Origin of the sequence: Paraburkholderia sp. UCT31 (assembly GCF_014397655.1) — a bacterium.
Taxonomy (GTDB): domain Bacteria; phylum Pseudomonadota; class Gammaproteobacteria; order Burkholderiales; family Burkholderiaceae; genus Paraburkholderia; species Paraburkholderia tuberum.
In genome coordinates, this window is the sequence record NZ_VZQP01000011.1 from 179,525 (window position 1) to 203,319 (window position 23,795).

General features: G+C 65.4%; 20 protein-coding genes. 10 read left to right on the forward strand and 10 right to left on the reverse strand.

Going from position 1 to position 23,795, the window contains the following annotated elements; all coding sequences use genetic code 11:
- Positions 1 to 114 precede the first annotated feature (114 nt).
- Genes F6X40_RS12250 through F6X40_RS12275 form a run of 6 tightly spaced genes read left to right on the forward strand, consistent with a single transcriptional unit; the run spans position 115 to position 5,542 of the window.
- Positions 115 to 1,263 (forward strand): iron-containing alcohol dehydrogenase, encoded by a 1,149-nt coding sequence (locus tag F6X40_RS12250; protein ID WP_187628028.1) that lies wholly within the window; start codon positions 115 to 117, stop codon positions 1,261 to 1,263.
- Between the two features lie 28 nt (positions 1,264 to 1,291).
- Positions 1,292 to 1,741: an acyl-CoA thioesterase gene (locus F6X40_RS12255; RefSeq protein ID WP_184071712.1), complete on the forward strand. Its 450-nt coding sequence runs from the start codon at positions 1,292 to 1,294 to the stop codon at positions 1,739 to 1,741.
- Positions 1,742 to 1,745: 4 nt separating this feature from the next.
- Entirely contained in the window at positions 1,746 to 2,684 is a 939-nt protein-coding gene (locus F6X40_RS12260; RefSeq protein ID WP_187628029.1) for a branched-chain amino acid ABC transporter permease, read from the forward strand.
- Positions 2,677 to 4,023, forward strand: coding sequence for a branched-chain amino acid ABC transporter permease (locus F6X40_RS12265; protein ID WP_262421440.1), 1,347 nt, complete (start codon positions 2,677 to 2,679; stop codon positions 4,021 to 4,023). The genes F6X40_RS12260 and F6X40_RS12265 overlap by 8 nt, the downstream gene beginning before the upstream one ends.
- Entirely contained in the window at positions 4,020 to 4,820 is an 801-nt protein-coding gene (locus F6X40_RS12270) for an ABC transporter ATP-binding protein (RefSeq protein WP_184071716.1), read from the forward strand. Before F6X40_RS12265 ends, F6X40_RS12270 begins: the two co-directional genes overlap by 4 nt.
- Complete coding sequence (locus tag F6X40_RS12275; protein WP_090801053.1) at positions 4,817 to 5,542, forward strand: ABC transporter ATP-binding protein; 726 nt, start codon at positions 4,817 to 4,819, stop codon at positions 5,540 to 5,542. The genes F6X40_RS12270 and F6X40_RS12275 overlap by 4 nt, the downstream gene beginning before the upstream one ends.
- Positions 5,543 to 5,564: 22 nt before the next feature.
- Here the strand turns inward: F6X40_RS12275 and iolB are convergent, their stop codons facing one another.
- The 7 genes from iolB to F6X40_RS12310 form a co-directional block, all read right to left on the reverse strand.
- A complete protein-coding gene (gene iolB / locus F6X40_RS12280; RefSeq protein ID WP_187616897.1) occupies positions 5,565 to 6,365 on the reverse strand; it encodes a 5-deoxy-glucuronate isomerase in 801 nt (266 codons plus the stop codon).
- A complete protein-coding gene (gene iolE / locus F6X40_RS12285) occupies positions 6,362 to 7,270 on the reverse strand; it encodes a myo-inosose-2 dehydratase (RefSeq protein WP_187628030.1) in 909 nt (302 codons plus the stop codon). The genes iolB and iolE overlap by 4 nt, the downstream gene beginning before the upstream one ends.
- A gap of 19 nt (positions 7,271 to 7,289) precedes the next feature.
- Complete coding sequence (gene iolD / locus F6X40_RS12290; protein ID WP_187628031.1) at positions 7,290 to 9,269, reverse strand: 3D-(3,5/4)-trihydroxycyclohexane-1,2-dione acylhydrolase (decyclizing); 1,980 nt, start codon at positions 9,267 to 9,269, stop codon at positions 7,290 to 7,292.
- Entirely contained in the window at positions 9,266 to 11,290 is a 2,025-nt protein-coding gene (gene iolC / locus F6X40_RS12295) for a bifunctional 5-dehydro-2-deoxygluconokinase/5-dehydro-2-deoxyphosphogluconate aldolase (RefSeq protein ID WP_187628032.1), read from the reverse strand. Before iolC ends, iolD begins: the two co-directional genes overlap by 4 nt.
- Positions 11,291 to 11,376: 86 nt before the next feature.
- Positions 11,377 to 12,183, reverse strand: coding sequence for an ATP-binding cassette domain-containing protein (locus F6X40_RS12300; protein WP_090801043.1), 807 nt, complete (start codon positions 12,181 to 12,183; stop codon positions 11,377 to 11,379).
- Positions 12,184 to 12,196: 13 nt separating this feature from the next.
- Complete coding sequence (locus tag F6X40_RS12305) at positions 12,197 to 13,387, reverse strand: ABC transporter permease (RefSeq protein ID WP_187628033.1); 1,191 nt, start codon at positions 13,385 to 13,387, stop codon at positions 12,197 to 12,199.
- 176 nt (positions 13,388 to 13,563) lie between these two features.
- Complete coding sequence (locus tag F6X40_RS12310) at positions 13,564 to 14,610, reverse strand: sugar ABC transporter substrate-binding protein (RefSeq protein ID WP_026225938.1); 1,047 nt, start codon at positions 14,608 to 14,610, stop codon at positions 13,564 to 13,566.
- A gap of 275 nt (positions 14,611 to 14,885) precedes the next feature.
- Between F6X40_RS12310 and F6X40_RS12315 the strand changes: the two genes are divergently transcribed.
- From F6X40_RS12315 to F6X40_RS12330, 4 genes are all read left to right on the forward strand, one after another.
- A complete protein-coding gene (locus tag F6X40_RS12315) occupies positions 14,886 to 15,770 on the forward strand; it encodes a MurR/RpiR family transcriptional regulator (RefSeq protein WP_187628034.1) in 885 nt (294 codons plus the stop codon).
- Positions 15,763 to 16,779 carry an inositol 2-dehydrogenase gene (iolG, locus tag F6X40_RS12320; RefSeq protein WP_187628035.1) on the forward strand — a complete coding sequence of 339 codons (1,017 nt, stop codon included), beginning with the start codon at positions 15,763 to 15,765 and terminating at the stop codon, positions 16,777 to 16,779. Before F6X40_RS12315 ends, iolG begins: the two co-directional genes overlap by 8 nt.
- The gene (locus F6X40_RS12325) at positions 16,779 to 17,849 is read left to right on the forward strand and encodes a Gfo/Idh/MocA family oxidoreductase (RefSeq protein ID WP_187628036.1); all 1,071 of its coding nucleotides are present in this window, start codon (positions 16,779 to 16,781) and stop codon (positions 17,847 to 17,849) included. The genes iolG and F6X40_RS12325 overlap by 1 nt, the downstream gene beginning before the upstream one ends.
- Positions 17,850 to 17,985: 136 nt before the next feature.
- The gene (locus tag F6X40_RS12330; RefSeq protein WP_026225937.1) at positions 17,986 to 18,213 is read left to right on the forward strand and encodes a sulfurtransferase TusA family protein; all 228 of its coding nucleotides are present in this window, start codon (positions 17,986 to 17,988) and stop codon (positions 18,211 to 18,213) included.
- Positions 18,214 to 18,324: 111 nt separating this feature from the next.
- Here the strand turns inward: F6X40_RS12330 and galU are convergent, their stop codons facing one another.
- The 3 genes from galU to F6X40_RS12345 form a co-directional block, all read right to left on the reverse strand.
- Positions 18,325 to 19,206 (reverse strand): UTP--glucose-1-phosphate uridylyltransferase GalU, encoded by an 882-nt coding sequence (galU, locus tag F6X40_RS12335; RefSeq protein WP_090801031.1) that lies wholly within the window; start codon positions 19,204 to 19,206, stop codon positions 18,325 to 18,327.
- Positions 19,207 to 19,267: 61 nt separating this feature from the next.
- Complete coding sequence (locus F6X40_RS12340; protein ID WP_187628037.1) at positions 19,268 to 22,147, reverse strand: valine--tRNA ligase; 2,880 nt, start codon at positions 22,145 to 22,147, stop codon at positions 19,268 to 19,270.
- A 791-nt stretch (positions 22,148 to 22,938) separates the two neighbouring features.
- The gene (locus tag F6X40_RS12345; protein ID WP_184063607.1) at positions 22,939 to 23,181 is read right to left on the reverse strand and encodes a hypothetical protein; all 243 of its coding nucleotides are present in this window, start codon (positions 23,179 to 23,181) and stop codon (positions 22,939 to 22,941) included.
- Positions 23,182 to 23,795 lie beyond the last annotated feature (614 nt).

The following is a 23,795-nucleotide window of genomic DNA, read 5'->3' on the forward strand; positions in this document are numbered from 1 at the left end:
ACAGCCCACAACGCACGCGACACCACACGACTCGGCACATCCATCGACGCATCACCGAACCGATCATCCACGTCAATCGGCGGTCAATGAGCGCACGCTCAGGGAGAAAACGGCATGGCCTACATCTACTACCTGACCCATATTCATCTGGGCTACGACGCCCTGTCGCAACTGTCGTCCGAGTGCACGCGCATCGGCATCGAGCGGCCTCTGGTGATCAGCGACAAGGGCGTCGTCGCGGCCGGCATTGCGCGGCAGGCACTCGACGCGCTGAAGCTCGGCGACGTGCCGCTGTTCGACGACACGCCGTCGAACCCGACCGAGGAAATGGTGCTCGCGGCCGCCAAGGTGTATCGCGACGAGCGCTGCGACGGGCTGATCGCGGTGGGCGGCGGTTCGTCGATCGATCTCGCGAAGGGCGTCGCGATCGCGGCCACGCATCCGGGGCCGCTCACGCAATACGCGACGATCGAAGGCGGCAGCGCGAAGATCACCGACGCCGTCGCGCCGCTGATCGCGATTCCGACCACGGCCGGCACTGGCAGCGAAGTCGCGCGCGGCGCGATCGTGATCCTGAACGACGGCCGCAAGCTCGGCTTTCATTCGTGGAATCTGCTGCCGAAATCGGCGCTGTGCGATCCCGGTCTCACGCTCGGCCTGCCGCCGGGGCTGACCGCCGCGACCGGCATGGACGCGATCGCGCATTGCATCGAGACCTTCCTCGCGCCGGCCTTCAATCCGCCCGCTGACGGTATCGCGCTCGACGGCCTCGAACGCGCGTGGCACAACATCGAGCGCGCGTGCGCGGACGGCAGCGATCGCGAGGCGCGCCTGAACATGATGAGCGCGTCGATGCAGGGCGGGATGGCGTTCCAGAAGGGCCTCGGCTGCGTGCACTCGCTGTCGCATCCGCTGGGCGGCCTGAAGATGAACGGCCGCACGTCGCTGCATCACGGCACACTGAACGCGGTCGTGCTGCCCGCGGTGCTGCGCTTCAACGAGCGCGCGCCGAGCGTGGTGGCCGAGCGTCGCTATGCGCGCATGCGTCGCGTGATGGGGGTGCCCGAGCATGCGGATCTCGCGCAGGCGCTGTTCGACATGACGGCGCGGCTTGGACTGCCGACCGGCCTCAGGCAGATGGGCGTCGACGAAAGCATGTTCGACAAGGTTGTGCAGGGCGCGCTGGTCGACCATTGTCATCGCACGAATCCGCGCGAGGCGAGCGCCGACGACTATCGCCGCATGCTGACCGAGTCGCTGTGATCCTCGCCTCCACCAACCGCCACGTCCGATGAACAAACCCGCCCCCGCCGGCCGCGCCGCGTATCCGCATTTCCTGCCGATCACCACGCGCTGGTTGGACAACGACGTCTACGGCCACGTGAACAACGTCGTCTACTACAGCTATTTCGACACCGTCGTGAACGAGTATCTGATCCGCGCGCGCGTACTCGATTTCGAACACGGCACGACGATCGGGCTGGTCGTCGAGACGCAGTGCAACTACTTCGCGCCGCTCGTGTTTCCCGATCGCATCGACGCGGGCTTGCGCGTCGCGCGGCTCGGCACGTCGAGCGTGCGCTACGAGGTGGGGCTATTTCGCGACGGCGACGCCGAACCCGCCGCGCAAGGGCATTTCGTGCACGTCTACGTGGATCGCGCGACGCGCCGTCCCGTGAACCTGCCCGCCGAGCTGCGCGCGGCGCTTGAACCGTTGTGCGTCGTCGGGCCGGCGGACTAGACGCGTGCAGCCGTTCATCATCACTCTGCTCAACGGCCTGAGCTACGGGCTGTTGCTGTTCATGCTGTCGGCCGGGCTGACGCTGATCTTCAGCATGCTCGGCGTGCTCAACTTCGCGCATGCGAGCTTCTATATGCTCGGCGCGTACGTCGGCTTTTCGGTGGCGGCGCGCGCCGGCTTCTGGAGCGCGCTGGTGGTTGCGCCGCTCCTCGTCGGTCTGCTCGGCGCGGCGCTCGAACGCTGGCTGCTGCGGCGCGTGCGCGGGCACGGGCATCTGCCCGAACTGCTGCTGACGTTCGGCGCCGCCTATCTGCTCGGCGAACTCGTCAAGCTCGGCTGGGGGCTCGGTCCGCTGTCGGCGAGGATTCCGGCGGTGCTCGACGGTCCGCTGTTCTCGGTGTACGGCGCGGTCTTCACGCGCTACCGCGCGTTCATGATGGCGGTGTCGCTCGCGATGCTCGCGGCGCTCGTCGCGATGCTGCGCGTGTCGAAGACTGGCTTGATCGTGCGCGCCGCGCTCACGCATGCGCAGGCCGTCGAAGCGCTCGGGCACGACGTGCCGCGCGTGTTCACCGGCGTGTTCGCGGCCGGCACTGCGCTCGCCGCGCTGGCCGGCGTGATCGGCGCGCCGCTGTTCGTCATCGAGCCGGCGATGGCGGAGTCGCTCGGCTCGATCGTGTTCGTCGTGGTCGTGATCGGCGGGCTCGGGTCGCTGAGCGGGGCGCTCGTCGGGTCGTTGCTGGTGGGGTGCCTGCAAACGCTGGCGGTCGCGAGCGATCTGTCGTTGGGCGACGTGGTGTCGCTCGCCGGCGCCGTGCTGCCGCCCGAATGGGACGCGCTGACGCTCGCGCAACTGGCGCCGCTGCTGCCGTACCTGCTGCTCGTCGCGGTGCTGGCGACGAGGCCGCGCGGGCTGTTCGGACGGCGAGACGATCATGCGTAAGCGGAGCGGGTCGTCAAACGCGCTGGAAAGCGAGGTGCCGCCTCGCGGGGGCGGCCGTGCGCTCGCGCCGTGGCTCGCGCTCGTCGCCTTTCTGGCCGTACCGCCTTTCATCTGGCCGCACAGCTGGCTGCTCGGCTATCTCGCGCAAAGCGCGACGATGATCGTGTTCGCGCTGTCGTACAACCTGCTGCTCGGCGGGACCGGGCTGCTGTCGTTCGGGCACGCCGCTTATGCGGGGCTCGGCGCGTTGATCGCCGCGCGGGTGTTCAACGCGGGCGGCATGCCGCTCGTGCTGCTGCCGTTGCTCGGCGGCATCGGCGGCGCGCTGTGCGGCGTGCTGTTCGGCTTCATCGCGACGCGCCGTGCCGGCACCGCATTCGCGATGATCACGTTCGGTCTCGGCGAGCTTGTCGTCGCGGCCGCGTGGACGCTGCCGGGCTGGTTCGGCGGCGAGGCGGGCGTCGCGATCGATCGCGCGAGCGGGCCACTCTTCGGCGGCTGGAGCTTCGGTCCGGCGCACGAGGCCTATGCGCTAATCGCGCTGTGGAGCGTCGTCGCCAGTGTCGCGATGTTCGCGCTGTCGCGCACACCGTTCATGCGGCTCGCGAACGCTGTGCGCGACAACCCGGCGCGCGCGGCGGCGATCGGCTGCTATCCGCGGCGGATTCGCTATGGCGTGGTCGTGCTGTCGGCGTTTTTCGCGGGCGTCGCGGGCACGCTCGGGCTGATCAATATCGAGCTCGTATCGACTGAGAGCGTCGGCATGATGCGCTCGGGCGCGGTGCTGATCGCGACCGTGATCGGCGGCACGGCGGCGTTCTTCGGGCCGGTCGCGGGGGCGATCGTGCTGACGTTTTTCAGCGTGGTGGTCGCCAGTGTCACGCGGGCGTGGCTGTTCTATCTCGGGCTGTTTTTCGTCGTCGTCGTGCTGGCCGCGCCGGATGGGCTCGCCGGCTTTGCCTCGCGGCAGACGGCGCGGATTGCCGCCAACGGCTGGCGACGTTGCCGCGCCGCGTATTGGTGGAGCGCGGCGGCGGGGGTGCTGTGGCTCGCGGCCATCGTGTTCGCGGTGCAGTGGGCCTATGCGGCGCAGTTCGGCGCGGACGAAGGTGCGGTTTCAGGTGGGTTGTTCGGCGCATGGTTCGGCGCCGGGGCAGGTGCGGGCGCTGGCGCGGGTACCGATGTCACCGTCGCGCCGCCGCTGTCGCCGCTTCCTCTTGCGCTGGCGCTCGTTGCGCTCGCCGCTCTGGCTGCGCTGACCACGCGCCATGCGCTGCGCGCGCATGCGCGCGTCACGGCCCATGCACGCGCGGCACGATTCCCCGGAGCCGCACGATGATCCCCGCACTCGCGCTCTACGGCATCGAAAAACGTTTCGGCTCGACGCAAATCCTGCGCGGCGTCGATCTCGCGATCGAGCCAGGCGAGCGGCACGCGCTGATCGGCCCGAACGGCGCGGGCAAGTCCACGCTGTTCAACCTGATCGGGGGCGGCGCGCGGCCAAGCGCGGGGCGTATCCACCTGTTCGGCGCGGACATCACGCGGCTCGCGCCGGCCGCGATCGCGCGCCGTGGCCTCGCGCGCAGCTTTCAGAGCACCAGCGTGTTCGCGCGGCTGTCCGTGTTCGACAACCTGCGCTGCGCGGCGCAGCTTGCCGAACGCGATCGCACGCGCTGGTGGCAGCGTCTGACCGGCACGGCCGCGGTCGATGCGCGCGCCGCCGACGTGCTCGACGCGGTCGGCCTCGGCGCGCGCCGCGACGTCGCGGCCGGCACGCTCAGCTACGCGGAGCAGCGCGCGCTCGACCTCGGCATCGCGCTCGCGGGCGGCGCGCACACGCTGCTGCTCGACGAACCGACGGCGGGCATGAACCGCGCGGAAGCGGCACGCGCGATCGAGCTGATCCGCGACACCACCGCCGGCCGCACGCTGCTGATGGTCGAGCACGATATGGATGCGGTGTTCGCGATCGCCGATCGCATTTCGGTGCTGGTGCAAGGGCGCATCATCGCAAGTGGATCGCCGGCCGCGATTCGCGCCGACGCGGCGGTACGGGCCGCGTATCTGGGTGAACGCTTCGACGTCGGCTCAGGCGCGCGGGCGGGTGATGAACCGGACCATGGAGCAGGCCGATGAGCGCGCTGCTCGACATTTGCGACCTGAATGCGTGGTATGGCGCGAGCCAGGCGTTGCACGGCGTCACGCTGAGCATCGAGCCCGGCGAAGTGGTCGCGCTGGTCGGCCGCAACGGCTCGGGCCGCTCGACGCTCGCACGCGCGATCATGGGCCTCGTGCGCTGCGAGGGCGAACTGCGTTTCGCGGGGCGTTCGCTCGCCGGTCGGCGCACGTTCGAGATCGCGCGGCTCGGGCTCGGCTATGTGGCCGAGCATCGCGACGTGTTCGCCGCGCTGAGCGTGCATGAAAACCTGTTGCTCGGCATTGCGCCGGCTGCCGCATCGCGTGCGCGCGGCCGCGCGCCGCGCTTCACGCTCGACGACGCGTACGCGCTGTTCCCGGTGCTCGCCGGGCGCAAGCGCACGCGCGCCGGCGCGCTGTCGGGCGGCGAGCAACAGATGCTCGCGCTCGCGCGGGCACTGCTCGGAGATCCCGATCTGCTGTTGATCGACGAGCCCGGCGAAGGGCTCGCGAGTCTCGTGATGCAGCAGGTCGCCGCCTGTCTGCACGCGCTGCGCGAGCGTGGCGTCGCGATGTTGCTGATCGAGCAGAGGCTCGTGATCGCGCGGGACATCGCGTGCCGCGTCGCGGTGATGGGGCACGGCGAGATCGTGTTCGACGGCGCGCTGGCGTCGTTTATGTCGCGCGACGACGTGATGCGCGAATGGCTCGGGGTTGGCTGACGCGCGACTACGGACAAGTTAGTCAAGCATCCTTGTTGATGATCCATTCGTGCGCCGGATCGTTATGGAAATGCCAGACCCGCTGGCTGCCCGCCATCACGTTCAGATAATACGAGTCGTAGCCGTACGGCACGATCACCGGGTGATAGCCGCGCGGCACCATCACGACGTCGTGATCCTCGACGGCCATCGATTCGTCGATATCGCGTGAGTCGGTGTACACGCGTTGGAATGCGAAGCCTTGCGGCGGATCGAGCCGGTGGTAATAGGTTTCTTCGAGCGAGCTTTCGAGCGGGATATTGTCGGTGTCGTGCTTGTGCGGCGGGTAGCTCGACGCGTGACCGCCCGGCGTTCTCACTTCGACCACCAGCAGCGATTCCGCCGGCTCGGTGTGCGGAAGAATGTCGCACACGTAACGCGTATTCAGCGACTTACCGCGCGTCGAGCGCTTCATCGACGCCGGCTCGATCAGCCGCGCCGGATACTCGCCCTTGGCCGGCGCGCTCGCGACACCGATCTCCGCGTCGCGGCATGCGCGCACCGTCGCGCGCACCTTCGGCGGCAAATACACCGCGTACGGCGCCGCGTCTTCGAACACGCTGTCGCGTGAACCGAGCGAGCTCCACGTCGTGCCCGGCGTTTCGATATCGACCGCGCCGCTGAGCACGACGATGCACGCTTCGCGCGCCGGCTCGAACACGTAGACGAGTTCGTTCGCGCCGAGCCGGTACGCGGCGAATCCCACATAGCGCCAGCAGGCCGACTGCGGCGTCACGCGCGCGATCGTCTGGCCTTCGCGCTCTGCCTTCACCAATAAGCTCATGTTGCCTCCTTGCCGAGCGGCGCATCGACGAGCGCCCGCAAAGTTCCATATCCCTTCTGCGCATAATCGAACGGTGGCGCGACCACCGGGTCCTGCTCCGCTTCGACGACGAGCCAGCCGCAATAACCGTGCCGCTTCAACCGGTCGATCAGCGCCGGAAAATCGACCGCGCCGTCGCCGGGCACCGTGAACGCACCGGCGATCACCGCATCGAGAAAACTCCAGTTGCGATTGCGTGCGAGCTTCATCACGGCGGGGCGCACGTCCTTGCAGTGCACGTGACAAACGCGCGCGATGTGTTTGTCGAGCACGGCCAACGGATCGCCGCCCGCCAACGTGATGTGCCCGGCGTCGAACAGCAGGCCGACCGCGTCGCCTGTGCGCGCCATCAACTGATCGACGTCGGCAGGCGTTTCGACGTACGCGCCCATATGATGATGATAGGCGAGCCGCACGCCGCGACTCAGCGTATAACGCGCGAATTCATCGACGCGTGCCGCGTAGCCGGCCCATTGCGCGTCGCCGAAAAAGCGCGGCCGTTGATACAGCGGGCGCGGCGCGCCCTGGATCGAATCGGCGACTTCACCATACACCATCACGGTCGCGCCGTTCTGCGCGAGCAACTCCAGATGCGGGCCGACCGCGTCGATTTCTTCGGCGACGCTGCGCCTGGCCAGTTGTCCCGAGTACCAGCCGGACACGAGCGCGAAGTCGTATTGCGCGAGCAGCGTTTTCAGCGCTTGCGGCTCGCGAGGAAACTTGTTGCCGAGTTCGAAGCCCTGATAGCCGATCTGGCGACCCTCGGTCAGCGCGACTTCGAGCGGCGTCTCGCCGCCGAGCGACGGCAGGTCGTCGTTCATCCACGACAGCGGGTTGATGCCGATGCGTACGTCGAAAGCAGTCATGCCGGAGTCCTCATGGTTCTCAGTCGCGATCGGCGCCCTGTGACGGCGCAGGCGTCGCGGGCGGCGCCGCGCGCGCGGCGAGCTGCGCGTCGTACTTCGCGCGGGCCTCGCGCACCTCGGTGCGCGTCGACACTTCGGGCACCGCGACTTCCCACCACCAGCCACCGTCTTCGGTGGTGCGAGCCGGGTCGGTGTCGATGCTGATCACGTACGTGCCTCGCGCCGCGCGCGCGCGTTGCAGTGCCGCTTCGAGCTCGGCGAGATTGCGCGCATGCTCGGCTTGCGCGCCGAGCGCGCGCGCATGCGCGGCGAAGTCGATGCGCGGCGCGCCTTCCGGTGCGTGCACGCAATCGTCGAGCAGATTGTTGAACGGTGCGCCACCGCAAGCCTGTTGCAGTCGATTGATGCAGCCGAAGCCGCGATTGTCGAGCACGACGACGATCAGCTTCGCGCCGAGCATCACCGAGCTCGCGATCTCGCTGTTCATCATCAGATAGCTGCCGTCGCCGAGAATCACGATCACCTCGCGCTCGGGCCGCGCGAGCTTGACGCCGAGGCCGCCCGCGATCTCGTAGCCCATGCACGAATAGCCGTATTCGACGTGATACGCGCCGGGCCGGCCCGCGCGCCATAGCTTGTGCAGATCGGCGGGCAGCGTGCCGGCCGCGCAGACGACGATGTCGTCGGTCGGCGAGTGCGCGCTCGAACGCTGCACCGCGCCGATCACGTCGCCCTCATAGGGCAGTACCGCGTCGCGTTGCGGCGCATGGGTGAGCGTTTGCACGGTGTCGCGCCAGCTCGCCGCGAGCTTGTGCGCGCGCGCGGTCCAGCTGCGCTCGGCGTGCCAGCCTTGCAGCGGCCCCGTTAGCGCAGCGAGCGCGAGTTTCACATCGGCTTCGACGACGAAGCCGCGATGCTTGAGCGCGTCGAATCCGTTCGCGTTGATCGCGATCACGTCGGCTTGCGTGAACAGCGTGTTCGAGCCGGTCGTGAAGTCCTGCAGCCGCGTGCCGAGCGCGAGCACGCACTCGGCGTCATGCGCAAGCGCGTTGGCAGCCGCTGAGCCGGTCACCCCGAGCGCGCCTGCATTCAGCGGATCGTTCCACGCGAGCGAGCTTTTGCCGGCCTGCGTTTCCGCGACCGGCACGCCATGCGCGCTCGCGAAGCGGTGCAGCGCATCGGCCGCGCGGCTGTACAGCACGCCGCCGCCCGCGACGATCAACGGACGCTTCGCGTGCCGCAAGCGCGCGCACGCGGCGTCGATATCGTCGCTACGCGGCGCGGGTGCATGAAAGCGCACGACACGCGGCGTGAAAAAGTCCTCCGGGAAGTCCCACGCCTGCGCCTGCACGTCCTGCGGCAGCGCCAGCGTGACGGGGCCGCACAACGCGGCATCGGTGAGCACGCGGATCGCGCGCGGCAGCGCGCTCAGCAATTGCGCAGGATGCACGATGCGGTCGAAGTAGCGCGACAGCGGCTTGAACGCGTCGTTCGCGGACACGCCGCCATCGTTGAAATCCTCGACCTGCTGCAAGACCGGATCGGGCACGCGCGACACGAAGATGTCGCCGGGCAACAGCAGCACCGGCAAACGGTTCACGTGCGCGAGCGCGGCCGCGGTCAGCAGATTGGTGGCGCCTGGGCCGATCGACGTCGTCACGGCCATCATGCGGCGGCGAAAGTGCGCCTTCGCGTAGGCGATCGCACTGTGCGCCATCGCCTGCTCGTTGTGCGCGCGCAAGGTCGGCAGCGCGTCGCGATGCTGATACAGCGCCTCGCCGATGCCCGCGACGTTGCCGTGACCGAAAATCGCGAACACGCCGCCGAACAGCGGTTCGACGTTGGTGCCGTCTTCGCTGGCGACGCGTTGCGCGGCCAGATAGCGCACGAGCGCCTGCGCCATCGTCAGGCGAATCGTGCCGCCGGTGCGCGCAGGCGCGTGCGCTTGCGTCGCGCCGCTGGCGGATGGGGTGTCGTCATGCATGATGCGCTCGTTCATGCTGCCTGCTCCTGATGAGCGTGATGAGGTGTGCCATGCGCCGCCGGTTCGCCGCGCGCACCGCGCCATGCGGCGATCAGCGTTTCGAACGTGAGGCGCACGCGCGCGATCAGTTCGTCGTCGCCAATTTCACCGGCGAGCCACGCATGGCTCGGTTCGTGAAAGATCGTGCGGCCGACCGTGAAGCCGCGGCACGTCGCCGCTTGCGCGGCCGCGCGAAAGCCTTCGCTCAACTGCTCGACCGCCGCCGACAAACCGAGCAGCACGACGCCGCGGCAATACGGATCGCGCCCGGCGATCAGCGCGTCGATGGCCTGCCATTGCGCGGCGTCCATCGGTTCGAGCTTCCACCACTCGGGGTAGATGCCGAGGTTGTACAGGCGCTTCAACGCGCGATATACGATGTCCGGTCCCTGCGGCAGCGACGCCTGCTTCGGAGGAATCACTTCGAGCAGCAGTTCGTGGCCGCTTGCCTGGGTCGCGTCATACAGCGCGCGCAGTTGCGCCTCCTGTTCGAGCCGCTGCTCGATCGGCTCGTCGGGATGAAACTGCACGAGGCATTTCACGACGTGTTCCTGCGGCCACGCGATCAACGTGGTGCCGATCGAACGACCATGATCGAACACGAGCGGCACGGAGCCGGGCAGTTCGACCGGGCGGCCGATCCACCAGCCGCGACCGGTCGCGGCATTCAGCGCGTCCTGACCATAGCGGTCGTCGATCAGTACGCCGATGCGTCCCTGCAAGTTCAATGCACGTTCGGTTTGCGCGACCGCTTCGACGAACAAGCCCTTCAACCGGGCAATGCGCGCTTCGTCGGCACCGGTCTGCTGCGCGAGTTCAAAGAACGGGTTGCGATGATCGAAAGCGAAGCCGAGCACCTCGTGCCACGCTTTGCGCGCCGGCGACACGCGATGCAGTCTTGCGAGCTTCGCATCGCGATCGGGGCGGCGCATGCGTTGCGGATCGGCCTGCGCTTCGCGCAGGAAGTAGTCGAGTTCGGCCGATGTCGGCATCGCCGGGGCGCAGCCGTGCCGAGACACGACCAGCGCGCCGCTCGCATTCGCGGCGCGCGCGCAGGCGTCGAGCGGCTGATCGCGCAGCCAGCCGGACAGGAAGCCGGAAGCGAACGCGTCGCCCGCGCCGAGCACGTTCAGCACTTCGACTTCGACGCCGCCATGAATCGGCGCATCGTCGAGCGATGCAGGCAGCTCGCCGTCGATGATCTGACAGCCGAGCGGCCCGCGTTTCAGCACGAGCGTGGCCGGCGTCACCGCGCGCACCATCGCGAGCGCGTCGGCGAGGTCGGCCTTGCCGCCGGCGATGCGAAACTCTTCCTCGGTGCCGATCACCAGATCGAACAGCGGCAGAATCCGCTGCAAATGCGCGCTGACGCCTTCGCTCGCCACGAAACGCGTCTCGCCGTCGGCCTTGCCCGTGAGTCCCCACAGCACCGGGCGGTAGTCGATGTCGAGCACGGTGCGCACGTCGTTGCGGCGCGCGTAGTCGAGTGCGCGACGGCTCGTGCGATTGACCTGCTCGGTCGAGAAATGCGTGCCGGTGATCAGCAGCGCTTTCGACGACGCGATGAACGCCTCGTCGAAGTCGGCCTCGTCGACCGCCATGTCCGCGCAGTTCTCGCGGTAGAAGATCAGCGGAAAGGTGTCACGGTCCTTCAGGCCGAGCAGCACGAGCGCGGTCAGCCGATCGCGATCGATGCGCACGCGACTCACGTCGCAGCCTTCCTTCGTGAGCGTCTCTGTCAGGAAGCGCCCCATGTGATCGTTGCCGACGCGCGCCAGCATGGCTGCGGCAAGCCCGAGCCGCGCGCAGCCGAACGCGATGTTCGCCGACGAGCCGCCTAGATACTTCGCGAAGCTCGACACGTCTTCGAGCCGTGCGCCGACCTGCTGCGCGTACAGATCGACGGCCAGCCGGCCGAGGCACACGATGTCGCGGGCGCGCCCCGGCGCGAACCGGCTGCCCGCTGCGTTACCGCTGGAGGTGCTGGAGTGAGCCATGAATAGTCCTGAGTAACAGTGCGCGGTGGGTGCGCGTCGGCCAGCCGGGCGAAACGCGCCGAGGCTGGACGTGCCGCGCGAATCGGTCAGATCGTCGCGCCTTCGAGTTCGCCGATCATCTTCTGCATCTCGGCGCCGCCGGCCATCATGTCGAGCACTTCGTTCTTGCTGATCGTCTGTTTGGTGAACGTGCCGAGCGAGCGGCCGCGATTGAGCAGCGTGAACGAATCGCCGATCGGATACGCGTGGTGCACGTTGTGCGTGATGAAGATCACCGAGATGCCTTTGGCGCGCGCCTTGTGGATCAGCTTCAGCACGTTGAAGCTCTGCTTGACGCCGAGCGCGGCGGTCGGTTCGTCGAGAATCAGCACGCGCGCGCCGAAGTGGATCGCACGCGCAATCGCCAGACATTGACGCTCGCCGCCCGACATCGTGCCGATCGGCTGATGCGGGTCGCGCACGTTGATGCCCATTTCGGCGAGCTTGTCGCGCGCGGTGGTTGCGCAGGTTTCGAGGTCCATCACGTTCAGAAGGCCGAACAGCTTTTTCTGCGGCTCGCGGCCCATGAAAAAATTGCGCGCGACCGATAGCAGCGGCACCAGCGCGAGATCCTGGTAGACGGTTGCGATACCGAGATCGAGCGCGTCTTTCGGCGACGTGAAGTGCACCGGTTTGCCGTCCACCCGGTAGGTGCCTTTGCTCGGCTGATACACGCCCGCGAGCGTCTTGATCAGCGTCGACTTGCCGGCGCCGTTGTCGCCGAGCAGGCAATGCACTTCGCCGCGTATGAGGCGCAGCGTGATGTCGTTCAGCGCGATGATGTTGCCGAAATAACGGCTGACGTTTTCCAGCGACAAAATGATGTCGTCGGTGTTCTGTTCGGGGGTGCTCATCAGGAACCTCCGTCTAGCGCGATGCCGCGACGCGGCCGCGCACGTAGTGGTTGAACAGCACGGCGAACAGCAGCATCACGCCGAGGAACACGCGGAACCAGTCGGAATCGACGTTGGTGTACGTGATGCCGATCTGCACGACGCCGAAGATCAGCGCACCGAAGCATGCGCCGATCACCGAGCCGTAGCCGCCTGTCAGCAGCGTGCCGCCGATCACCGCGGCGATGATCGCCTCGAACTCCGCCTGCAAACCGCGGTCGGCCGCGGCCGAACCGATGTCGCACACCTGAAGTACTGCATACAGGGCCGAGCAGAACGCGGTCAGCACGAACAGCGAAATCTTCACGCGACGCACCGGCACGCCGACGTTCTTGGCCGCGTTGGCATCGCCGCCGACCGCGAAAATCCAGTTGCCGAAGCGCGTCCTGGCGAGCGTGAACGCGCAGACCACGGCGAGCACGAGCCACCACAGCAGCACCTTCGGAATGCCCGGCACGAGCGGCGTGCCGTTGTCGAGCAGCTTCACGAGGCCGAGGTGGCCGAGCCACACGAACAGACCTTTGAACGCGACGCCCTGGAAGAACGTGTGCGCGAACCAGTCCTGACGCGCGACGTCGCCGACGCCTGAGATGATGGTGCGATCGGCGAACATCACCGATAGCGCGAGCGTGAGACCGCGCAGTATGAACAGGAACGCGAGCGTGACGATGAACGACGGCAGGCGCGTGCGCATCACCAGATAGCCGTTGAGCGCGCCGAGCAGCATCGAGCCGACGAACGCGAACACGATCGCGAGCCAGATCGGCCAGTGGAAGTACATGGTCGGCAGCGCGACCATCATGCCGGCAAAGCCGATCATCGAACCGATCGACAGATCGAACTCGCCGGCGATCATCAGCAGGCACGCGCCGACCGAGATCAGACCGAGATAGGCGGCGACCTGCGACCAGTTCATCACGCCGTCGAGGTTGAACATCCCCGAGTTGCCGGCCGCCACGCCGAACACGATGAACACCATCACGGTGCCGGCGAGCGCCGCGAATTCCGGTCGGCCGAGCAGATGGCGGAACCAGGATTCCTCGCGCACGCGTTCGTCGACGCCGGTGGACGCCGAAGCGGTCGTCGCACCGGACTTCGCCGGGTCCTGCGGATCAGGCGGCGGTTGCTTGCGGTGATGGGGATGAAACAGGTCGGCGACACCCATTGAAGCTCTCCTTGATACGCCCGCGACCGGCGGGTCGGCGCAATGCCGTGGGCGTTTGCGAAACCGCTGAGCGGGCGGGCGCCGGCACGACGCCATGCGTCCCGCCGGTCACTGCCTTTTCAACCTTGCCGCCGGCGCGGCGGCTCAGGCGCGCGATGCGGCGCGTTGCCGTGCGTTCAGCGGTACTGGCCGGCGTACTTCAGCACCTTGTCGACGTTGGCCTTCGTGATGAAGCCGGGGCCCGAGCCGATATTGCGCGGCCCGTAGGACGGCGTGAGCCCATAAGTGGCAAGACGCTCCTTGAACTTCGGATTCGCCTGCAGGATCTCGCGGATTTTGGCCGGATCGGTGGTGTGGTCCTTCTTCACGATCGCGAGTACGGCAACCGGGATATAGCCCTGCAAGTACGGTTGCTGGTCGATCGCGAACTGGATCGTGCCGTCCTGGATGCCCTTCGCGATGTCGCTGTCGAAGTCGAACGTCGCGAACCAGATCTTGCCGGCGAGGCCCATCTGCTGCAGCGCCTTCAGCGTCGGATCGGCCGACAGCGGACCGAGCGTCAGCACCGCCTGGGTATCCGGATGATTGCGCAGGAACGCGCTGACCTTCGACTGCACGCCGGTCGGGTCCTGGCCCGTGTCGAGCGTCGAGGTTTTGAAGTTGGCGCCGATCGCTTCGGCGAAACCGCGGCAGCGTTCGAACGAAGCCGGGTTCGTCGCGTAGTGGTTCACGCACAGGAACGACTTGATGCCGGCGGCCTTGGCCTTTTCTCCGGCGGCTTTGCCGGCCGCGAACTCGGGCTGGCCGACGTGCATGATCGCGCCGAGCTTCGCGCTTTGCTCCTCGGTGCCCGAATTGATCGTGACGAGCGGAATATGCTTCTCGGTGACCTTCGCGATCGAGCTCTTCAGCACGTCGAAGTCGGCGATCGACACGATCACGCCGTCGTAGTTGCGCGCGGCCGCCTGCTCGACGAGACGCGCCATGTCGGCGATGTCGCCGTTCGGCGGATTGCGGTAGTCGGTCTGAACGTTGAAGTCCTCGTCGGCCTGCTTGATCGCGTTCTTGATCGTGTTCCACCACGAGTCCGAGTCCGGCGCGTGGCTGATCAGCACGAAGTGCGCGTCCGCCGCGCGGGCGGCCGAGGCCGCGCCGAATCCCGTCGCCAACGTCAACGCCGTCACCAGAATCCTGAGCGTTGCCTTGCCTCTGCAAAGTCTCATTGTCTCCACCTTTCTCGGTCTGTCGTTCGTTATTGAGGGAGCGACTGGCGGCGGCTTTCCATTCCGATGACCCACACAACGAGGCCGAAGCGCCATCGCTCACGACCAAGAGTAGGTCATCTTCCGAAGCCTTGCAAAGAAAATTTCATGAGAAATAAAAATGGAAAATACGTTCCATTTGACGGGGCGGCCGCCTATACTCGGCAACGTCGGATGCACGTTGCGGCGGCCCGCGGGCGCGTCTGCCGCATTGCAGGAAACCCCGAGAGGCTGTCATGGCGGAACAGATCAGCGAAGAAGCGGTGCCGAGCGTCGACGAATTGATGCAGCGCATCGCGGATACCTACGAGTCGCTGCCGCGGCAGTTGAAAAGCGTCGCGACGTACATCGAGCAGCATCGCTCGAGCGTGATGATGGATCGCACGAGCGATATCGCCGCGAGCTGCGGCGTGCATCCGTCGGCGGTCGTGCGCTTTGCGCAGCGTTTCGGCTTTTCCGGGTTTTCGGATCTGCAGGCGGTGTTTCGTCAGGCGTATACGGGGCGGGGCGTGTCGTCGTCGAGCTATCAGCAGCGCATCCGCAAGCTGATCGACGAGAAGCCCGGCACCTTGTCGGGCGGCGCGGTCGCGCGCGAGTTCATCGCCGCGTCGCGCGGCGGTCTCGAAGAACTCGAAGCGGGCCTCGACGACAAGCAGTTCGACGCCGCCGTGAAGATGCTGCAGCAGGCCGACAACATCTACGTGATCGGGGTGCGGCGTTCGTTTCCGGTCGCGAGCTACATCGTCTATGCGTTGCAGCACACGCACAAGCGCGTGCATCTGGTGTCTGGCTTCGGCGGCATGTATCGCGAGCAGATCCGCAGCGTCAGGAAGGGCGACGTGGTGATTGCGATCAGCTTCGCCCCATACGGCAAGGAGACGCAGTACTGTCTGCGCGTCGCGCATCATCTTCAGGCGAAGACGCTCGTCATTACGGATAGCCAACTATCGCCGCTCGCACGCTACGCCAGCACGCAGCTGTACGTGAAAGAGGGCAGCGCGTTCGCGTTCCGCTCGCTGACCAGCACGATCTGCCTGTGCCAGGCGCTCTTCATCGCGCTCGCGTACAAGCTCGAACTGAACGTTGAAGAATCCAACGACACTGGAGGCTACGATGACTGACGCGGTAAACACGATCGACGTCGCCGTATTCGGCGCGGGGCGCATCGGCAAGATCCATGCGGCGAATCTCGCGCGGCAGCCCGGCGTGCGACTCAAATACGTGGTCGACGTGAATCGCGAGGCGGCCGCCGCGCTCGCCGCGCAGCATGGCGCGCAGGTTGCGGATAGCGACGGTGCGATCGGCGATGCATCGATCGGCGCGACCGTGATCTGTTCGAGCACCGACACGCATGCGGACCTGATCGTCAAATCGGCCGCGCAGAACAAGCACGTGTTCTGCGAGAAGCCGGTCGATCTCACGTTGGAGCGCGCGCGGATGTGCGCAGAAGCGGTGGAGCGCGCCGGTGTCGTGTGCATGATCGGTTTTCAGCGGCGCTTCGATCCGACGTTTTCCGCGTTGAAAACGCGTCTCGACGCGGGCGAGATCGGCACGCCGGAAATGCTCGTCGTCACGAGCCGCGATCCGGGCGCGCCGCCGCTCGAGTACATCCGGCACTCGGGCGGCATCTTCAAGGACATGCTGATTCACGACTTCGACATCTGTCGCTGGATTCTCGACGACGAAGCCGACACGCTGCACGCCACCGGCAGTTGCCTCACCGACCCCGCGATCGCCGACGCGGGCGACATCGATTCGACCGCGGTGACGATCCGCACGAAGCGCGGGCGGCTGTGCCAGATCAACACCGCGCGGCGCGCTGCCTACGGCTACGACCAGCGCTTCGAAGTGCTCGGCAGCACCGGCATGCTGCAAGCAGGCAACGTTCGGCCCACCGAAGTCACCGCGTACTCGAAGACGGAAGTATCGACCGACGTGCCCGAGGCGTTTTTTCTCGAACGCTATCGCGCGGCCTACGCGCTCGAAATCGCGCATTTCTTCGACGCGCTCACGCATGGCAAGCCGGTGCGCACGACCGTTGCGGATGGCCTGAAAGCGCTCGAACTCGCGCAAGCCGCGACGCGGTCGTGGCGCGAGGGCCGTGCGATCAAACTCGGCGAGGCAGCGTGATGAAGCCCGCCACGGAGCGCTTGCGGCTCGGCGTGGTCGGCCTTGGGCGGCTTGGCAAGCGGCATGCGGAGAATCTCGCGTATCGCGTGCCGGGCGCGACGCTCACGGCCGCGTGCAGTCCGCTCGAAGATGAACTGGCATGGGCGCGTGATGCGATGCATGGGGCAATGCATGGGTCGCTGCATGAGCCGCGTCTCTACACCGATTACGCGGACCTGCTCGCCGATCCGCACGTCGACGCGGTATGGCTCGTCACGCCGTCGTCGCTGCACGCGCAGCAGATCGTCGACGCATTGCGCGCCGGCAAGCATGTGTTCTGCGAAAAGCCGCTGTCGCTCGATGTCGCCGAATGCGAGCGCGTGCTGGCCGAAGCGGCGCGCTATCCGCACCTGCAGGCGACGATCGGCTTCATGCGCCGCTTCGATCCGAGCTACCGCGACGCGTTCGATAAAATCGCCGCCGGCCAGATCGGCCGGCCGTTCCTCATGCGCTCGCAAACCACCGATAAAAACGACGACGACGGTTTCTTCGTGCGCTTCGCGGCGACCTCGGGCGGCATCTTTCTCGACTGCACGGTGCACGACATCGACGTCGCCCGCTGGCTGCTCGGCAAGCCGCGCGCGACGCGCGTGTTCGCGGCGGGCACGGTCGCGCTGCACGAGGGTCTGCGCGAATTCGGCGACGTCGACAACGGTGTCGCGATCTGCGAATTCGAGGGCGGCAAGCTCGCGATGTTCTACGCGTCGCGCACCCAGGCGCACGGCAACGATACGCATAGCGAAGTGATCGGCACGGCGGGCGCGCTGACGATCGGCCGCAATCCGCGCGCGAACCGCGTCGAGATCTACGACGCGACCGGCATTCGCAACGAGTGCACGCCGAACTTTTTCGACCGGTTCGAGGACGCGTTTCTACACGAGGCACGCGCGTTCGTCGCAGCGGTGCAAAAAGGACCGGGGAAGGGCGATGCGGCACAGAGTGGCGCGACGCTCGCCGATGCGCTCGAAGCGACGCGTATCGGCGTGGCGCTGCGCGAGTCGCTGCAAAGCGGTGAGGCGGTGACGCTGTAACGGCGCGCGGCACGGCTCGCGCGTGGAAATGGGCGTCGTGGCGATGCCCGGCGGCGCCGCTCCGCCTGCTGTAGAATTTGACCCTCTGTCCGGCGTCGTCAGCGACGCCCCGTCCCGAAGGTCATCGTCGATGCAAATTCAGATTCACAAGGAAGTCGATGCGCGCGGGCTCATGTGCCCGCTGCCCATCCTGCGCGCCAAAAAGGCACTCGCCGACATGGAAAGCGGCCAGATTCTCAAGGTGCTCGCCACCGATCCCGGCTCGCAGCGCGATTTCGCCGCGTTCGCGAAGCAGACCGGCAACGAGATCGTCGAAAGCTCGGCGCATGACAAGGTGTTTACGTTTCTGATGCGGCGTCGTTGAGCTGCATTCGGTAAAACTGTCGGTCCGATGTAAAAAAGAAGGCGCTGTCCCCATTATTTGGGGTACAGCGCCTTCTTCGTTTCAGCCGGACTTTCGACCGGACTTTCGACGTCAGCCTTCGAGAACCGGCGAGCGGGTACGCAGATATTCTTCGAAATCGGCGGCTACTTCCGGGTGACGCAGGGCGAACTCGACGGTCGCCTTCAGGTAGCCCAGCTTGCTGCCGCAGTCGAAACGTGTGCCGTGATACTTGTACGCGAGCACCTGTTCGTCGGCGAGCAGCGACTGGATCGCGTCCGTCAGTTGCAATTCACCGCCCGCGCCCGGCTTGATGGAGCGCAGGTGATCGAAGATGCGCGGCTTCAGCACATATCGGCCCACCACGCCGAGGTTCGAGGGCGCCACGCCCGGCTCCGGCTTTTCGACGATGCCCGACATCTTGATGATCGAGTCTTCCCATTCCTTGCCGTCGACGATGCCGTACGATTTTGTATCTTGCGGCGGGATCTCTTCGACGCCGATCACCGAGCTGTGATAGTGATCGAACACCTCGATCATCTGCGTCATCACGGGCGGCGTGCCGTACAACAGGTCGTCCGCGAGAATCACGGCGAAAGGGTTGTCGCCTACCAGCTTCTCGGCGCACAGCACGGCGTGGCCGAGGCCCAGCGCCTCGGCCTGGCGCACGTAGAAGCAGTCGACGTGGCTCGGCTTGATGCTGCGCACGAGTTCGAGCAGCTTGTCCTTGCCGCGCGCCTCGAGTTCGGCCTCGATCTCATAGGACTTGTCGAAATGGTCTTCGATCGCGCGCTTGCTGCGGCCCGTGACGAAGATCATTTCGGTGATGCCGGCCGCCATCGCCTCTTCGACCGCGTACTGAATTAGCGGCTTGTCGACGATCGGCAGCATCTCCTTCGGGCTAGCCTTCGTGGCGGGGAGGAAGCGGGTGCCAAGACCGGCTACCGGAAAGACCGCCTTCGTAACTTTTAGCATGTGAATACCCTGAGTCCTCTGGTTAAATCCTTGCCCGCCGTTGAGGGGGCGGGCGCGTCGGTCAGGCCGGCAAGCGGGCCAGTTGGGCTTTCAGCTTGCCGACCGTGGCTTCGAAATCGGCCAGCCGCTTCTGCTCCTGTTCCACGACCGCCGCCGGCGCCTTCGCAACGAAGGCCTGATTCTGTAGCTTACCGTTGCACTTGACGATTTCGGCGCTCAACCGCGTGATCTCTTTCGACAGGCGTTCGCGTTCGACCGCTGCGTCGATTTCAACCTTCAACACGAGCTTGTCCGTTCCTACGATAGCAATAGGCGCGCCATCCGCCTGGGCGTCGAGCGCGGCCTCGTCGGCGATGATCTGCACCTCGGACAGACGCGCAAGTGCCTGAGCGTAAGGCGCGAAAGTACGAAGACGCTCCGCATTGCCGGTGGCGAGCAACGGCACCTTCACCGCCGGCGACAGGTTCATTTCTCCGCGCAGATTACGGCATGCATCGATCACCGCTTTGAGGTCGGTCGCCCACCGCTCGGCGTCTTCATCGAGCTTCGACGGCTCCGCGACGGGGTACTGCTGCACCATGATGGACGCCTCGCCCTCGGCCTTGCCTTCCGGGTAGCGTCCCGCGAGCGGCGCCACTTTCTGCCACAGCGCTTCGGTGATGAACGGGATCACCGGATGCGCGAGGCGCAGCACCGTTTCGAGCACACGCAAAAGCGTCCGCCGCGTGGCACGCTGCTGGTTCGGCTGCCCCGTCTGGATCTGCACTTTGGCGAGTTCGACGTACCAATCACAATATTCGTCCCATACGAACTTGTATATGGCGTTGGCCACATTGTCAAAACGATAGTCGGAAAAACCCTTGACGACTTCCGCTTCCACGCGCTGCAGTTGCGACACGATCCAGCGGTCGGCCTGCGAGAAATGCAGATTGCCTTCTGGCCCGCATTCGCCACATTGCGCCGGCTGGCCGAAACCGCAGTCGTGGCCTTCGCAGTTCATCAGCACGAAGCGCGTGGCGTTCCACAGCTTGTTGCAGAAGTTGCGATAGCCTTCGCAGCGCGCGAGGTCAAAATTGACGTTGCGGCCGAGCGTGGCCATCGACGCCATCGTGAAGCGCAGCGCGTCGGTGCCGAACGCCGCAATGCCGTCCGGAAACTCCTTGCGGGTCTTCTTCTCGATCGACGCGGCCAGCTTCGGATTCATCAGGCCGGTGGTGCGCTTCGCGACGAGCGCGTCGAGGTCGATGCCATCGACGATGTCGATCGGGTCGAGCGTGTTGCCCTTGCTCTTCGACATCTTCTGGCCTTCGGCGTCGCGCACCAGACCGTGCATATAGACCGTTTCGAACGGCACCTTGCCCGTGAAGTGCGTGGTCATCATGACCATGCGCGCGACCCAGAAGAAGATGATGTCGAAGCCGGTGACGAGCACCGACGACGGCATGAAGTGCTTGAGCTCTTCGGTTTCGTTCGGCCAGCCGAGCGACGAGAACGGCACCAGAGCGGACGAGAACCACGTGTCGAGCACGTCTTCGTCGCGCTTCAACGCCGCCGTGTAGCCGGCCGCGACGGCCTTTGCGCGCGCGTCCTCTTCGGTCCTGGCGACGAACACTTCGCCGTTCTCGCCGTACCACGCCGGAATCTGATGACCCCACCACAGCTGACGCGAGATGCACCAGTCCTGGATGTTTTCGAGCCACTGGTAGTACGTGGTGGTCCAGCTTTCCGGCACGAATTTGATCTGGCCGCTTCGCACGACGTCGAGCGCGGTTTCGGTGATCGACTTGCCCGGATTGAACGTGCCTTCGGGCGCCGGCTTGCTCATCGCGACGAACCACTGGTCGGTCAGCATCGGCTCGATCACGACGCCGGTGCGGTCGCCGCGCGGCACCATCAGCTTGTGCGGCTTGACCGATTCGAGCGCACCGAGCGCCTCGAGATCGGCGACCACCAGCTTGCGGGCTTCGAAACGGTCGAGGCCGCGGTATTTTTCGGGCGCGTTGTCGTTGATCTTCGCGTCGAGCGTGAGGATTTCGATTTGCGGCAGCTTGTGGCGCAGGCCGACCTGATAATCGTTGAAATCATGCGCGGGCGTGACCTTGACGACGCCTGTGCCGAATTCGCGGTCGACGTAATCGTCGGCGATGATCGGCACTTCGCGGTTCGACAGCGGCAGCGTGATGGTCTTGCCGATCAGGTGGGCGTAGCGCTCGTCTTCCGGGTGCACCATCACGGCGGTGTCGCCGAGCATGGTTTCCGGACGGGTGGTGGCGACGGTCAGATGGCCCGAGCCGTCGGTCAACGGATAGTGGATGTGCCACAGGTGGCCGTTTTCTTCTTCGCTGACCACTTCGAGGTCGGATACGGCGGTGAGCAGCACCGGGTCCCAGTTCACGAGGCGCTTGCCGCGATAGATCAGGCCCTGTTCATACAGACGCACGAACACGTCGCGCACGGTGGCCGACGTCTTGTCGTCCATCGTGAAGTATTCGCGCGACCAGTCGATCGATGCACCGAGACGACGCACCTGATTCGTGATTGTGGAGCCGGATTGCTGCTTCCACTCCCACACGCGCTCGACGAACTTCTCGCGGCCGAGGTCGTGGCGCGACACGCCCTGCGCGTCGAGCTGGCGTTCGACGACGATCTGCGTGGCGATGCCCGCGTGGTCGGTGCCCGGCACCCACAGCGTGTTCTCGCCGAGCATGCGGTGATAGCGGGTCAGGCCGTCCATGATGGTCTGGTTGAACGCGTGGCCCATGTGCAGCGTGCCCGTGACGTTCGGCGGCGGCAACTGGATCGAGAAATCCTTGCGGTTCGCGTCGAAGGAGGGCGCGGCGTAGGCGCGCTTTTCCCATTCAGGGCCCCAGTGGGCTTCGATGGTGTGGGGTTCGAAGCTTTTTGCAAGCGTCGAGGTCGGGTCGCTCGGGGTGTCGCTCATGTTTCTGTTAAAGGCAGGATTTTGGAGGCGGGGAAGGGTTGATTATAGCTGGACGAGGTTTTTTGCCGGCCGGCGGCCGGTGTGGACAGGGGTTATGCTTTTTTCGTTGTTCTGGCTTGGTTGGCCTTTCCTTGCTCACTTATCGGTCTATTAGCGTTGCCCCTGTGCGGGGCGGCACCTACTTTCTTTGCTGCTGCAAAGAAAGTAGGCAAAGAAGACAGCTCAAACCGCTAATTCTTAAGCGGGTCCCTCGGTCTGCATGAGGTAGTGGTGCATCTGGAATCCGTGCTCCCGCACATTCCGCGCCAGTGACAAGGCAGTCATTCTTCCGGCGGCGCTACGCGCGCCGAAACCCCGCTCAAAAACCACCCGTTGTTTCGGCGCATCGCCGAGGCGCAGCCGATGGCCCCCGCTGCGCGGGCAAAACCATTGGTTTCCCAGGCAGACCCGTCCGCGACGCACGTAGTGCGGAGTGGGAGGGATGACGGCTTTGTCACGAACGGCGGAATGTGCGGGGGCACGGATTCCAGATGCACCACTACCCCCTCCAAGCCAGGGGACCCGCTTAAGATCTGGCGGTTTGAGCTGTCTTCTTTGCCTACTTTCTTTGCAGCAGCAAAGAAAGTAGGTGCCGCCCCGCACAGGGGCAACGCTAATAGACCGATAAGTGAGCAAGGAAAGGCCAACAAAGCCAGAACAACGAAAAAAGCCCCGCCCCGCACAGGGGCAACGCTAATAGACCGATAAGTCAGCAAGGAAAGGCCAACACCGCAAAGAACACCACCCTCGCCTTAGCCCCGCATCCGCCTCCACAGCAAAAAACCCACCGCAATGACGATAACCGCAACACCGTCGACAACAGCCAGCACCGGCAAAGGATCGCTCCACTTGTCCATGTTCGTCGTGCGCGAATAATAGGGCTCGCCGCTTCCATACGCTTCGTCCAGGTTAATCACGTTAAACGCAGCAACCGCAACGACAAGGGCAAGCAGAACTACGCCAGCGAGAAAACGGGCGATGCTGGACTTCCGCATGTCAGTACCTAACCGTCAAGGGAATGTAGCAATCTGGCGACGGCGTAGCCGCCTCCTTCAGGTCGCGTACGAAAGATTCCATCCCGGCATGCAGGTTGATACAACCCGCGCTACCCGCATGCGTGCCGCCGTGGATAAAAAAGCCGCCCCGTCCATACGTCTGTGTTCCGGGATAGACATGAATCGTGATCCGATGATCACCCCAGGCAGCACGCGGGGCAAAGTTGTACCAATGGTTCTCCCACATCTGCGAAGGCTCAATCCAATATTGGCCGGGGGAATTGGACCCACACCATCTTTGCGCTGACGCATCGACGAATAATCGAATTTTCCGCCGCTATCCGTTCTTCCGGACACGGCGGCATAGATACGGGAAGTCGGACCACTCATGGTCAAAAAACGACCGTTGAAGTTTAGAAATACTTGAGACCTCGCGCAAGCTGGAACACGCGGACTACCACGCTCCGAGGCGTATCGATCGGACATACAAACCTCAATATCTGGGGGAAACGACCTGTCACGTTGATCGCCTCTACCTTACCTGGCGGAGCAGAAACAACAAATGGGCGACGGATGAAAATGACGAACAACGACTTTCTTCTGTCTGTCTCTTA